Source organism: Kiloniella sp., assembly GCF_048270245.1.
Taxonomy (GTDB): Bacteria; Pseudomonadota; Alphaproteobacteria; order Kiloniellales; family Kiloniellaceae; genus Kiloniella.
This window is the reverse complement of sequence record NZ_JBLWTH010000001.1, coordinates 84,323-97,364: the sequence shown is the minus strand read 5'-3', so window position 1 is coordinate 97,364 and position 13,042 is coordinate 84,323. Positions and strand designations below refer to the sequence as shown.

Annotated in this window: 12 protein-coding genes; 6 read left to right on the top strand and 6 right to left on the bottom strand. The window is 41.9% G+C overall.

The genetic code is table 11. The features are described from left to right. The first annotated feature begins 39 nt into the window (after positions 1-39). The 4 genes from mnmG (at position 40) to ACN0W5_RS00395 (ending at position 4,393) form a co-directional block, all read left to right on the top strand. A complete protein-coding gene (gene mnmG, locus ACN0W5_RS00410) occupies positions 40-1,908 on the top strand; it encodes a tRNA uridine-5-carboxymethylaminomethyl(34) synthesis enzyme MnmG (protein WP_417452316.1) in 1,869 nt (622 codons plus the stop codon). Continuing rightward, positions 1,898-2,530: a 16S rRNA (guanine(527)-N(7))-methyltransferase RsmG gene (gene rsmG / locus ACN0W5_RS00405; protein WP_417452315.1), complete on the top strand. Its 633-nt coding sequence runs from the start codon at positions 1,898-1,900 to the stop codon at positions 2,528-2,530. Before mnmG ends, rsmG begins: the two co-directional genes overlap by 11 nt. A 31-nt stretch (positions 2,531-2,561) precedes the next feature. Next, positions 2,562-3,383 carry a ParA family protein gene (locus ACN0W5_RS00400; protein WP_299380977.1) on the top strand — a complete coding sequence of 274 codons (822 nt, stop codon included), beginning with the start codon at positions 2,562-2,564 and terminating at the stop codon, positions 3,381-3,383. Between the two features lie 74 nt (positions 3,384-3,457). Further along, positions 3,458-4,393 (top strand): ParB/RepB/Spo0J family partition protein, encoded by a 936-nt coding sequence (locus tag ACN0W5_RS00395; RefSeq protein ID WP_417430879.1) that lies wholly within the window; start codon positions 3,458-3,460, stop codon positions 4,391-4,393. A gap of 15 nt (positions 4,394-4,408) precedes the next feature. On the opposite strand, the gene holA is transcribed toward ACN0W5_RS00395, so the two are convergent. The 5 genes from holA to ACN0W5_RS00370 form a co-directional block, all read right to left on the bottom strand. Next, positions 4,409-5,443, bottom strand: a complete 1,035-nt coding sequence (gene holA, locus ACN0W5_RS00390) for a DNA polymerase III subunit delta (protein ID WP_417452314.1) — start codon at positions 5,441-5,443, stop codon at positions 4,409-4,411. Positions 5,444-5,480: 37 nt separating this feature from the next. Further along, positions 5,481-6,002, bottom strand: a complete 522-nt coding sequence (lptE, locus tag ACN0W5_RS00385) for an LPS assembly lipoprotein LptE (protein ID WP_417452313.1) — start codon at positions 6,000-6,002, stop codon at positions 5,481-5,483. Positions 6,003-6,023: 21 nt separating this feature from the next. Continuing rightward, on the bottom strand, positions 6,024-8,585 hold the full coding sequence (gene leuS / locus ACN0W5_RS00380; protein ID WP_417452312.1) for a leucine--tRNA ligase: 2,562 nt from the start codon (positions 8,583-8,585) through the stop codon (positions 6,024-6,026). Between the two features lie 140 nt (positions 8,586-8,725). Continuing rightward, complete coding sequence (locus ACN0W5_RS00375; RefSeq protein WP_417452311.1) at positions 8,726-9,259, bottom strand: DUF3576 domain-containing protein; 534 nt, start codon at positions 9,257-9,259, stop codon at positions 8,726-8,728. Between the two features lie 126 nt (positions 9,260-9,385). Then, a complete protein-coding gene (locus ACN0W5_RS00370) occupies positions 9,386-10,450 on the bottom strand; it encodes a porin (protein WP_417452310.1) in 1,065 nt (354 codons plus the stop codon). A 388-nt stretch (positions 10,451-10,838) separates the two neighbouring features. Here ACN0W5_RS00370 and ACN0W5_RS00365 point away from each other — a divergent pair, with 388 nt between their 5' ends. Then, positions 10,839-11,666 carry a sulfotransferase domain-containing protein gene (locus ACN0W5_RS00365; RefSeq protein ID WP_417452309.1) on the top strand — a complete coding sequence of 276 codons (828 nt, stop codon included), beginning with the start codon at positions 10,839-10,841 and terminating at the stop codon, positions 11,664-11,666. Between the two features lie 55 nt (positions 11,667-11,721). Continuing rightward, positions 11,722-12,402, top strand: a complete 681-nt coding sequence (locus tag ACN0W5_RS00360) for a YggS family pyridoxal phosphate-dependent enzyme (protein ID WP_417452308.1) — start codon at positions 11,722-11,724, stop codon at positions 12,400-12,402. On the opposite strand, the gene ACN0W5_RS00355 is transcribed toward ACN0W5_RS00360, so the two are convergent. Further along, a complete protein-coding gene (locus tag ACN0W5_RS00355; RefSeq protein WP_417452307.1) occupies positions 12,399-12,962 on the bottom strand; it encodes a hypothetical protein in 564 nt (187 codons plus the stop codon). The two genes, ACN0W5_RS00360 and ACN0W5_RS00355, sit on opposite strands and share 4 nt — an antisense overlap. Positions 12,963-13,042 lie beyond the last annotated feature (80 nt).

Below are 13,042 nucleotides of genomic sequence, written 5' to 3'. Positions count from 1 at the left end.
TATTTTTTAAATTCGAAAAATATAGCAAAGCGATCAGCTATGAAAAACTATGATGTTATTGTTGTTGGGGGCGGTCACGCTGGAACGGAAGCTGCTGCAGCTTCTGCCAGAATGGGTGTTGCTACACTTCTTGTAACCCATAAAAAATCGACTATCGGTGTTATGTCTTGTAACCCTGCGATAGGCGGTCTTGGCAAAGGGCATCTAGTAAGAGAAATTGATGCGCTTGATGGGTTAATGGGTAAAGCCATTGATCGAGGTGGCATTCAGTTTCGTGTCTTAAATAGAAGTAAAGGTCCAGCAGTACGCGGACCGAGAGCTCAAGCTGATCGCAGATTATATAAAGAAGCTATTCAGGAACTCTTGGATGATCAGGAAAATCTGACAATTCTTGAAGCTCCCGTTGAAGATCTTATTCTGGATGAAAATGACATTTGTTGCGGTGTCATTACTGATACGGGGGAAAAGATCTTTTCTTCTGGTGTTGTTTTGACGACAGGAACTTTTTTAAACGGATTAATTCATCTTGGTAAAAAGAAAATTCCCGCTGGTCGGGTAGGGGATCAACCAGCTATAGGTTTATCCAAAACTCTATCTCGGTTTGGTTTTGAGCTGGGACGTTTAAAAACCGGCACGCCAGCACGACTTGATACACGCACAATTGATTATAGTAACTTGGTTGTTCAGCCAGGGGATATACCGCCTGAACCATTTTCCTATATGACAAAGGAAATTACCCAAAAACAGGTTCCATGTCATATAACCTATACCAATATTGATACTCACGATATTATTGCTAATAATATTGACCAGTCTCCAATGTATTCAGGCCAAATCGAAAGTAAAGGTCCGCGATATTGTCCTTCTATAGAAGATAAAGTTGTCCGATTTAAAGAGAAAGATCGCCATCAAATTTTTCTAGAGCCAGAAGGCTTGGACGATGTAAATGTCTATCCAAATGGCATATCTACATCTCTTCCAGAAGACGTACAGGAAGATTTTTTAAAAACTATTCCTGGTCTAGAGGAAGCAAAAATACTTCAACATGGCTATGCGATTGAATATGACTATGTTGATCCGCGTGAATTACGTCCGACATTGGAAACATTGAAAGTTCATGGGCTTTACTTTGCGGGTCAAATCAATGGGACAACTGGTTATGAAGAGGCGGGGGCACAAGGTCTTATTGCTGGTGTAAATGCTGCATTGAAGTCTCAAGGGTCTGATAGAGATTTTGTACTGGATCGTGCGGATGCCTATATGGGGGTTATGATTGATGACCTTGTAACTTTGGGGGTTACAGAGCCTTACAGGATGTTTACCAGTCGTGCAGAATATCGTTTGAAACTTCGAGCGGATAATGCTGATCAACGTTTAACACCTATAGGGCTTGATATTGGGTGTATTAAAGAAGACAGAGCTTCTGTATTTAATGAGAAGATGTCTGCGATTTCAAAAGCAAGAGCTTTTGCAAAGGAACATTCTGCGACACCTAATGAGTTGATTGCCTTTGATATCAATGTGAATAGAGATGGGCAAAGAAGGTCTATTTTTGACTTACTTCGTTACCCTGAAGTTACGATAGAGGTTCTAACTAAAGTATGGCCTGACCTTTCACAATTTGATCCGATTATCGTAGAGCAACTAGAGATAGATGCTAGCTATGCAGGTTACATTGATCGCCAAGATGCTGATATCAGAGCTTTTAAGAAAGATGAAGGTTTAAAGCTACCAGAAAATTTTGATTACGCGTCTGTTCCAAGCCTGTCTAATGAGATTATTCAGAAACTTAATCAATCAAAACCTGATACGTTAGGCGCGGCGTCGCGTATCTCGGGTGTTACACCTGCTGCACTGGTTGCACTTTTAAGATATGTAAGAAGATTAGATAAAAATAATGTTGCCTGATCAAACTGGAATTGAAGTTTTTAAAAAGCATATTTCTGTTTCACGTGAAACAGAGGATAAATTACAATGCTATGCGGATCTTTTGATTAAATGGAATAAAGCAATCAATTTGGTGAGTAAAAACACCTTACCTGATTTATGGATCCGCCATTTTTTAGATTCTGCTCAACTTATTAAATATCTTTCTGAGACAGAGCATAAAAAAACAATTGTTGATTTTGGAAGTGGCGCAGGTTTTCCAGCTCTTGTTCTTGCTATACTGGGAGCAGGGGAAGTTCATGCGATGGAATCTGATCTTAAGAAATCAATGTTCTTGCGTGAAGTTTCACGTGAAACAGATGCAGGGTTAATTGTTCATAATAGTCGTATTGAAAAGGTTGAACCCTTTGCTGTTGATGTTTTTACAGCACGCGCTTTTGCACCACTTTCTAAAATTTTAGATTTCTCTCAGTCCTTTTTAAATGCTTCAAAAGGAAAAAAAGATCCTGAATTTTTGCTTTTAAAGGGGCGAAATGTAGATGAGGAATTGACCGAAGCAGAGAAAAAGTGGACTATGAAGGTGTCGAGGTACAATTCTTTGTCTGATGATGATGCAGCAATATTGAACCTCAAACTTCTATAACTTGGGGGGATTGATCGTGTCAGTACAAGATATGGATTCAATTTCAAGTAAAAAGAAACGTGAAGCTAAGGTTTGGTCTATTGCAAATCAGAAGGGTGGGGTTGGTAAAACAACAACAACCGTTAACCTGGCAACAGCTTTAGCCGCCTGTAAGAAAAAGGTTCTGATTATTGATCTTGATCCTCAGGGGAATGCTAGTACTGGATTAGGTGTAGAACCTGATGCCCGGCAACAAAGCATTTACCAGGTTATGATCGAAGGTTTACCTATCACGCGTGCTGTTAGATCAACAGATGTTCCCCGGATGCATGTTATTTCTTCTGGTGTGGAACTTTCAGGTGCTGAGCTGGAGCTTGTGAATCTGAAAGAACGTGAATTTAAATTGGTGAATGCTATTGGCCCGCTTCTAGATCAGTTTGATTATATCCTGATAGATTGTCCACCTGCACTTGGTCTGCTGACCTTGAATGCTCTGGTTGCTTCTGATGCTGTTCTTGTGCCTCTACAAACAGAGTTTTATGCCTTAGAAGGGTTATCTCACCTTCTTCGCACAATTGATCGTGTGAAGCGCGGGCTTAATCGTCGTCTTCAAATTCAGGGTGTTGTTCTTACGATGTATGACAGAAGGAACAACCTTTGTGAGATGGTTGCTGCTGATGTGCGGGCCTTCTTGGGTGATAAGGTGTTCAATACGGTTATACCGCGTAATGTCAGAGTGTCAGAGGCACCTTCACATGGTAAGCCTGTCCTTTTATACGATGTTGCTTGTGCAGGCTCTCAGGCTTATATCAAGTTGGCTGGTGAAATTCTTCGGAACGAACAGGTTCGTATTACCGAACCGGCTGTTGCATAATAATTAAACGGGTCATAACCCAAATAAAATTAACCTAATTAAATATAAACAGGCTTAGTTGAAAGGGTCGTTTGGTGGCTGAAGCTCAGGATAAACGGAAAAATTTAGGCCGCGGTCTTGCTGCTCTTTTTGGGGATGAGACAGAAGACTATGCGTCTTTGGATAAAGTGCGTTCTACAAAGCAAGTTCCGATAGAGCATATCCATCCCAATGCTAAACAGCCCCGCCGTCATTTTGAAGAAGAAGCGCTTGCGACGCTTGCTGATTCTATTGAACAATCAGGCTTGCTGCAGCCTATTTTGGTACGTCGTCATCCTGAGCTCTCATCAGAATATGAAATTGTGGCGGGGGAACGTCGTTGGCGGGCTTCTCAACGGGCACAGTTACATGAAATTCCCGTTGTAATACGTGAACTGAATGATGCTGAAGTTCTCCAAGTTGCAATAATTGAAAATGTTCAGCGTCAGGATCTAACGCCGATCGAAGAAGCAACTAGTTACCGTCGTCTTATGGATGAATTTGGCCATAAACAAGACGATGTTGCCAAAATTATCGGGAAAAGTCGCAGCCATATTGCAAATATACTTCGTTTACTTTCCCTTCCGGAAGAAGTACAGAATCTCGTCGAAAAAGGTGATTTGAGTGCCGGTCATGCTCGTGCACTTGTTGGCGCTGAAGACGCCGTTGAACTTGCTCAGGAAATTTCTTCAAAAGGTCTTTCTGTTCGGGAAACGGAACGCTTGGCTAAAGCGATGAAAAAAGAGCTTAGTGAGCCTGATGAAGGTCAGGTTCAGGTTAAAAAGCCAATTTCTACGTCAAAGATTAAACCAAGTTCAGGCTCGCAAAAGGATGCAGATACTCTTGCGTTAGAGCGCGATCTGTCAAATATGTTGGGCTTAAAAGTTAGTATCGATTTCCATGGGCAGGGTGGTGCGCTTAAAATCGCTTACGATACCTTGGAGCAGCTTGATAATGTTCTGCACCGATTAACCCAATCTTCCGAGTCATAACCCTCTATGTGCTATTTAAGAACGCCGGCGGGTAGGGGCGTTCGCTGTTATTTCTAGTAGTGTTCTTGCACAAAGTGTTTCTGCCGGGGCCCCTGTTTTTTTACAGTTGGCTTCCGTATCTAAAAGCATACTGAGTGTCTTGGCCAATGCCGTTGGGGACCATTTTCTTGCTTGCGCTTTAAAAGGATCAGCAACTTTCCAGAATAAAGGTGGTCGTAGTGTTGAGACAGCTTTATCCATAGGGATACCTTGGGCGACTAAACCGGCTGTTAAATGCAATCTCTGGAAATGTCGGGTGACCGCTCTTAGAATAGTTATCGCGTTTTGATTTTCTTGGTGCGCTCTTACCAAAGTCTTTTCAAGTTTTTGTATATTTCCTGTTCCGACGGCAATTGCTAAATCGTCTAGGGTTAATGTCGCGGTGTCACCAATGCAGGCTTGTGCGTCTTCGAGAGAAATGGGTGAGGAATTTATACCTTTATACAGACACAATTTTTGTAATTCTCGGCGCGTTAATCGTCGATCAGTACCAAGATTTGCAACGAGGAAGCCGAGAGCGTCGTTTGAAAGAGAAAATCCTTCATTTTCAATAGTTTGGCGAATTAGACCAGGAAGGCTTTTTTCATCATCTTTGTAACAGGCAATCGCTGCCGCTATATTTTCCGCTTCGAAAATTTTTCTAAGTTTGGATCTACCTGGTAAATCACCTCCCTCTAGGATGATGAGGGCATCGCCAACGGGATCAGAAAAATAATCTGAAAAAGTTTGAGCTAACGCATCACTGGCGGATCGTATTCGTATAACGCGCCTGCCAGCCATCATGGATATGGCCGCTGCTTCATCTCTAATCAATGAAGGTTCTTTTTTCAGAACATCGCTATCAAGGTTGACTACACGAAAAGGATCTTGAGCATCATCGACGACAGTGTGCAGTAAGTTTTGGCTTCGTTCTAGAATCAATCCTTCATCAGGTCCATAAACCAAGATGGCTTTTATACTACTGTCGGGAGACTTGGAAAAACTATCAGCTTTGGCAGCAGGTATTTTCACTTACTCAGAGCCTTATTCAGAAAACGACGCAAAGCACTTACTGTAACTTATTGAAGTAAGTCCCGAGCTGTAAAGCCATATCATCGGCTACCTGCCGTAAAACACGGCTACGGGCAGTGTCCTCTGCGACAAGGTTAGCGTAGGGATCATCCAGCTTGTCAAAACTGTTGGTTGATCGTGCTATGGAAGAAAAAACGATATTATTACTAGCTAGACTAACGAGTGAATATTTGACTGCTATAGTTAAATTTGTTCTTGAAGCCGTATTATCGAGACGAACAGCTAAGTCTTTTTCAGTTTCTTCAATAATTGCTTTCAAGACATAAAGTGGTTTTCTTGGTTGTCCAAGTGGGTTCATTCTGTCCCGCAGCATGTTGTGAAGAATTTGCCCTGGGCGATCGGGAAGTGGGCTTATTCTTATCGTCTGCAAGGCTTGATTCGAAGAATATCCTGTTTCAGTGTTCTTTTTATAGACGGGTTGAAATCCACAGGCTGACAGGCCGAAAAGACCGAGTATAAAGGTAATTAATAGACAGAATCTTTTGGCAAATATGGACATTATCAAAGCCTTAAAAGCAGATTATACAACAATATTTACAATACGGTTTTTGACGATAATAACTTTACGAATATCTTTACCATCAATTGCTCTTTGTACCCCTGCCTCGGCTAGTGCAGCTTGCTTAATTTCATCTTCTGTTGCTTCAAGCAACAATGAAATTGTTGCACGCACTTTACCGTTAACCTGAACAGGAAGCTTTACAGTTTCATCTACGGTTAAACTTTCATCAGCAACGGGCCAAGAAACACTGACGATAAGATCGTTATGACCAAGTTGATTCCATAGCTCTTCGGAGATATGGGGCATCATAGGAGAAACAAGACGAACGAGTATTTCAAAAGCTTCACGTAATGCCCAGAAATCATCATCTTTAGTCGCTTTGAATTGACCTATACTATTGGTTAATTCGTATATTTTTGCGACCGCAGCATTAAAGCGGAAGCTTTCAATGTTTTCGCTTATAGCCGCGATGGATTTATGAACTGTTCTTCTCAGTTCAAGAGCCTGATCATTGAATGTGGCTGGTTTTTCTGTGGTAACATTTGGAAGATTATTCAACTCTGTTGTGATCAGACGCCACATACGTTGGGTAAAGCGCCATGACCCATCAATTCCGGATTCTGTCCATTCCATGTCACGATCTGGGGGGCTATCTGAAAGCATAAAAAATCTTGCTGTATCAGAACCATAGCTTCCAATAATATCGGCAGGATCGATGGTATTTTTCTTTGATTTACTCATCTTGATAGATGGACCGACGTTTACTGTGCCACCATCTAGAGTAATAAAATCTCCGGTATCATTTTTTTCTATTTCTTCCGGAGAAAGCCATTCACCCTTATCGTTTTGATAGGTTTCATGGCAAATCATACCTTGGGTGAAAAGACCTTTAAAAGGCTCTTTCGCAGTAAGGTATCCACACTTTTCAAGACCGCGAGTGAAGAATCTTGAATAGAGAAGATGAAGTACGGCGTGTTCAATACCGCCGATATATTGATCAACAGGGAGCCAATAATCGACATCCTTGCGATCAAAGGCGTTGTCATCTCTCGGACTACAGAAACGTGCAAAATACCAAGATGATTCCATAAAGGTATCAAAGGTATCTGTTTCTCTTACAGCAGCTTTGCCACAACAAGGGCACTTTGTGTGTTTCCATGTTGGATGGTGTGCAATGGGGTTACCGGGCTTATCGAAGGTTACGTCTTCGGGCAACTCGACAGGAAGATTTTCTTCCTTTTCAGGAACAGCGCCGCAATCTTCACAATAGATAATGGGAATAGGACATCCCCAATAGCGTTGACGGGATACACCCCAATCTCTCAGGCGGAACTGAGTGGTTCCTTTACCTTGGCCCAGCTCTTCCAGATGATTAATGACTGTTTTCTTGCCAGTATTAATATCTAAACCATCAAGGAACTGAGAATTAAATAGCGATCCTTCGCCAGTATAAGCTTCGTTCTCGACGTTGAAAGTGTTGGGATCTTTGTCTTTTGGTAGGACAACAGGTGTGACGTCTAAATCATACTTTCGGGCAAAATCTAGATCACGTTGATCATGCGCAGGGCATCCAAATACGGCGCCGGTTCCATAATCCATAAGAACAAAGTTTGCGACATAAACAGGCAGCTCAAGAGAAGAATCCAAGGGATGAGTGACTTTTAAGCCTGTATCAAACCCTTTTTTCTCTGCCTTTTCTATCGCCTCTTCGGATGTGCCCATCTTGTTGCATTCGGCAACAAAGGCTTTGAGATCAGCGTTATCAACTGAAAGCTGATCAGCTAGTGGATGATTAGCAGAAATAGCGCAGAATGATGCGCCGAATAGTGTATCGGGGCGTGTGGTGTAAACTTCAATTTCCTGATCAGAGTCTTTGATCTTGAAAAAGACGCGTGCCCCTTCGGATTTGCCAATCCAGTTGTGTTGCATAGTACGGACTTTGTCCGGCCAGCGATCTAGGGTTTCCAGACCTTCCAAAAGCTCATCAGCAAAGTCGGTAATTTTAAAAAACCACTGACTCAATTTGCGCTTTTCTACTTCTGCACCAGAACGCCATCCCTTACCGTCGATAACCTGCTCATTGGCGAGCACTGTCTGGTCCACTGGGTCCCAGTTTACCCACGATTCCTTACGCTCAACCAGACCCTCTTTTAGGAAGTCCAGGAACATTTTCTGTTCGTGTTTGTAATATTGTGGATGGCAGGTAGCTATTTCACGATCCCAATCGATGGAAAGACCCATAGATTTGAGCTGTTCGCGCATGGCGGCAATATTTTCATAGGTCCACTTACCAGGATGGACTCCACGGGCCATTGCGGCATTTTCTGCGGGAAGACCAAAAGCGTCCCACCCCATGGGATGAAGAACATTAAATCCTTTGGCTTTTTTATATCGAGAGATTACATCGCCAATTGTGTAGTTCCGAACATGCCCCATGTGGATCCGGCCAGAAGGATAGGGGAACATTTCCAAGACATAATACTTGGGTTTTTCTGTATCTGTTTCGACAGAAAAGCAATTGTTCTCAACCCAGGCTTTTTGCCACTTGGTTTCGGTTTCCTTGACGTTGTAACGGCTCATAATATTCTGACTTAGCTAAAATGGCTTATATATATACATAAAGCCCATGGTAATAAGATTAAAAGGCCACAGATGAAGGGTGTTCAGTTTCTGTGGCCTTGATACGGTTTCATCCAATTTATGTAAATTGGGTAAAGAAGTTACTCGCTTGAAGCAATTCTTAACTGGCGAGCACGTGTTAGAATTGCATCTTCCAACTCTGTTCCCGTTTTAGGGTCGACTTTCGCGTCTATCCAGCTGCCGGTCACATCGCGTTGTTGTTTGAAAACGGAGGCACGAACACCATCGGCGCGAAGATCGCGACCAAGAATAAAGACATTAACTTTAAAGCGCTCTGGCTTGGTTTCATTGGGGCTGTACCAGTCCGTGATAATTACGCCGCCAAAAGGATCAGCAGAGGTGAGGGGCATAAAAGCGATGGTATCGAGCGAGGCACGCCAAAGAAAAGAATTTACGCCAACGCCAGCACCACCGTCCTGGGGTTTATTATTTCCCAGATCTAAAAGGTTAACGCCCCCTTCACCGCCAAGAATTGACCCGCCGTATTTGGCATACCTTTCATCTGAAGGGTTATCATAGATAAGATCTGACTCTTTACCACCCTCGCAAGCGAGAAGGAATATAGAGAGTAGCGTAATAAAAGCGAAACGAACAAAAGAGGTGAGGTTGGTCATGCTTCTTCCCGGATTATACTCAATCTGAGAATACTTAACCTAATCTTCATGCAGAAGTACAGCAAAAAGAAAGGTCGGTTCGAAACCGAACCGACCTGTCTTTATAAACTATGTAGTAGGTATCAATTAGAATGATACAGCTACACCAGCTTGTACGTTAGTGAAGTCTTCAGCAAAGTTTTCGTACTCGCCGACAGTACCAGCAACCCAAGTACTTAGACCTGGTGCGATTTGATAGCCAACACCAGCAGAATATGCTGTGAATTCGATATCAGAACCATTGTCTACATCACGCTCGGACCAAGCTGCACCGATTGAAGCGCTCCAAGGACCAGTTGTATAAGCTAGACCTACGTCAATAGTATCAACTTCATCAGCGTCTTCAAAATCATCGTGAATGTAACCAACAGCTGCGCTGAAACCAGCGTAACCAACCATCAGACCACCACCGACACCGATGTAAGTAACATCGTCAGAACCAGCTGCAGAGCGCTCTTCTGTAGCTGCAACTAGACCAGCATCAATTGAAAAGTCATTGAAGTTACCAGAATAATTGATACCAGCATCAAAGTGGTTATCTACACCTGTACCACTACCAGAAACAGAGTTACCTGTATCTGAGTCAGGTGCGAAAGAAACACCAGCTTTGAAGCCGTTGAATGTTGGTGTGAAATAAGTGATTTTGGTATCATCAGATGAGTCGTTAAGGTCAGCTGCTGTACGAGCGCCTGCACCACTTCCAGTATAACCTGTGTTGTATAATACTGAACCAGTGTAGTTACCGTACATACCAAACTGGAATCCAACAGAAGAACCAGAAACCATCAAGCGATCTGCTGCTGAATCTTGATCACCAAGTTCAACGCGACCGAAATCACCTTCTAGGAAGATGTGGTTTTCATCTGAATTGTTAGATGTGTTTTGGTCAGCTTCTAGCTCAATGTGCAGACCATAAGTCAGACCATTGTCAGCAGTTGCTGAGTAATCAAGAGCGATTTCAGAGTTAGTGTTGAAATCAACACCTTTGTTAGTGTCACCACCAACGCCAGCTGAATCACTATCTACACCAGTAGAAGAAACGTGAAACTGTGTCCATGCGGACCAAACGATTTCGCCATCAGCAGCCATTGCTGGTGCTGCGAAAGCTGCGCCAGCTACAAGAGCTGAACTAGCAAGCAGAACTTTTTTCATTATATTCGATCTCCAAATAAAGATATGTCAGGCACTAAGCCTTCAATTAACGTGTGCTTTTGTAGCATTAGCTGAAAAAGAACTGCAATACTGGAATCTTATGTAATGTTGTTTTTGAGTACTAGTGTGACATTGATGCAACAAAATGGATGCTTTGGGTCGAGAATTTTTAGAAGAATGAAGGGATATTAAGTTTTTATCGTTAGAACTTGATTAATTCATTCCTTAATTAAAATAGGGATTCTGGGTATTATAATGAAAAAACAAGAAGCTTTTTTGATCTGCTTGCAGGTATTTTCTAGTCCTGCTAGGTAATCATTTAAATATCCTAATTTGGCGTCCAAGATATGTATTGGACGGTCTTAAAGTTTTAGAATGGAGACAATTGATGCCGGGCATACTCTGGATTGCTTCTTATCCAAAATCAGGCAATACGTGGGTTCGTGTTTTTTTGGCGAACTTAATTTTGGATGCAAAAGAGCCGTTATCTCCCGACCGTGCAAACGAAGTATGTGTAAGTGAAGCCAATCGTGTTTGGTATGAGCCTTTCTTAAAAGATAAGCCTTGGGATGAACAAAGTGAGCAAGATATAGCAGATGCTAGAGAATTAGCTCAAAAAAGGGCAGTTGAGGTTAATAAAAGGGTTGTTTTACTAAAAACACATAATTTTTTAGGCGAGTTTTTAAATAAGCCACTCTGTTCTATGCATTCTACAGCTGCCGCTGTCTATATAGTCAGAGATCCAAGAGATGTTGCTGTATCTGGTGCGGATCATTTTGGGGTTTCAATCGACGAAACTATTGAATTGATGAGCAAGACAGGTGCACGAAGCGAAGCTGATGAAAACTTAGTTTATGAAATATACAATAGCTGGTCCAATCACGTGAAATCTTGGACGCAGGTTAAACATAAAAACCTTATAGTTCTTAAATATGAGGATATGTTGGCAGATCCCCACACTGTTTTGGGTGGGTTTGCAAAAAAACTTGGTATCACGAAGGACCAAGAACGTATAAAGCGTGCTGTTGAATTCTCTTCGTTTAAGCAGTTACAGGCCCTAGAAGCTGAGAGGGGTTTTATTGAAAGATCTCATAAAAGCGAAAAATTCTTCCGTTCTGGTAAAGCTGGTGGATGGCGGGAAGTGCTGACAGATAAACAACGTTATCGCATCGAGAAAGATCACAAAGTACAAATGAAGCGTTTTGGATATTTGTAATTTCGAGTCACTTAGAACTTCGAACTCTGTCTTAACTGAAAACACGTTGTTTATTATGTCTGTTGATATCGCCAACAATCTCAAAAATATTAGAGATCAAATAGAGTCTTCTCGGGTGGAGTCTTTGATGGCTTCCGAGAATGTATCTTTGATTGCTGTGAGTAAGACAAAACCTGTTGAAGATGTTTTATCAGCTTATGAGGCTGGTCACCGTGTTTTTGGTGAGAATAAAGTCCAGGAAGCTCAAAAGAAATTCAAAGATATTGGACCGAAAAGAGATGCAATTGAACTTCATCTAATCGGCCCCTTACAAACGAATAAGGCAAAAGAAGCTGTTGAGACCTTTGATGTCATTCAGACTGTAGATAGGCCAAAATTGGTTAACGCATTATCAAAAGAAATAAAAAAACAAGGGAAAAGTCCCGAACTATATATTCAAGTAAATACAGGTGAAGAACCACAAAAGGCAGGTGTTTTGCCGAGCGGTTTAAAAGACCTTATCGCCCTTTGCCATGAACAAAATCTTCGAATTACCGGGCTTATGTGCATTCCACCTGTGGATGAAGAGCCTTCACTACACTTTTCCTTCTTGTCTAAGCTTGCAAAGGAAAACGGTTTACCAAATCTATCAATGGGTATGAGTAGTGATTTTGATTTGGCTGTTCGTTTCGGCGCAACCCATGTCAGAGTCGGATCAGGTATTTTTGGTACGCGCGATTATTCTAACTTAGGCTAGCTGCAATCATCGAAATTTGTACAGTCATCAAATCTTTCGGGATTTGTCGTTGTTAATAATTTTCTGCCGATAAGTCCGATGGTTTTAGAAAATTCTTCTGTATTTGGTGCAGAATAAACCCGTGCTCTTAGGCTTGTTAAGGTTTTGCTATTTAGACAAAAAGCGGCAAGAACTACGCTTGTATTTTCGGTGGAAAAATTTTTCGCATTTGAATTATAGTCTTTGCGACAAATTGAAATTGCATTGCCACTTTCTGGCACATTAAAAGCCCATTTCATTTGATAAGGGCTTTTGATTTCTGTGGAAGAGGCGGGAGCATACTTTGCATCAAGCCATTTGGGGCCATATTTATTCAGGCCCACTGAAACATTTTGCTCGAGGGCTTCGTTCTCTTTTTTAGAGACAACATTTACTTTGATTGCTTGGCCACTCGCCGCTAACAAAGCATCCCCTTTTGTATATCCCAATGAATAATAGGTTGAACGAAGACTGTCATAGCCAGCGGTGGCACACCCTGCCAGTAAAAGGCTTATGGCTATATAAGAAAGAGTCTTTTTCATGTTTCGGGCTTTCTTAAGTTCTTAATCTCGCTCTTCAATATGGGGACAATTTGATAAAAAACATCCGATATTCAAGAAAA

What these genes read in the sequence shown, in the direction of transcription:
- ACN0W5_RS00375 (WP_417452311.1), bottom strand. Translation starts at nt 9,259, where the DNA reads ATGACCAACCTCACCTCTTTTGTTCGTTTCGCTTTTATTACGCTACTC.
- rsmG (WP_417452315.1), top strand. Translation starts at nt 1,898, where the DNA reads ATGTTGCCTGATCAAACTGGAATTGAAGTTTTTAAAAAGCATATTTCT.
- ACN0W5_RS00400 (WP_299380977.1), top strand. Translation starts at nt 2,562, where the DNA reads ATGGATTCAATTTCAAGTAAAAAGAAACGTGAAGCTAAGGTTTGGTCT.
- ACN0W5_RS00360 (WP_417452308.1), top strand. Translation starts at nt 11,722, where the DNA reads ATGTCTGTTGATATCGCCAACAATCTCAAAAATATTAGAGATCAAATA.
- ACN0W5_RS00370 (WP_417452310.1), bottom strand. Translation starts at nt 10,450, where the DNA reads ATGAAAAAAGTTCTGCTTGCTAGTTCAGCTCTTGTAGCTGGCGCAGCT.
- ACN0W5_RS00365 (WP_417452309.1), top strand. Translation starts at nt 10,839, where the DNA reads ATGCCGGGCATACTCTGGATTGCTTCTTATCCAAAATCAGGCAATACG.
- ACN0W5_RS00355 (WP_417452307.1), bottom strand. Translation starts at nt 12,962, where the DNA reads ATGAAAAAGACTCTTTCTTATATAGCCATAAGCCTTTTACTGGCAGGG.
- lptE (WP_417452313.1), bottom strand. Translation starts at nt 6,002, where the DNA reads ATGTCCATATTTGCCAAAAGATTCTGTCTATTAATTACCTTTATACTC.
- mnmG (WP_417452316.1), top strand. Translation starts at nt 40, where the DNA reads ATGAAAAACTATGATGTTATTGTTGTTGGGGGCGGTCACGCTGGAACG.
- leuS (WP_417452312.1), bottom strand. Translation starts at nt 8,585, where the DNA reads ATGAGCCGTTACAACGTCAAGGAAACCGAAACCAAGTGGCAAAAAGCC.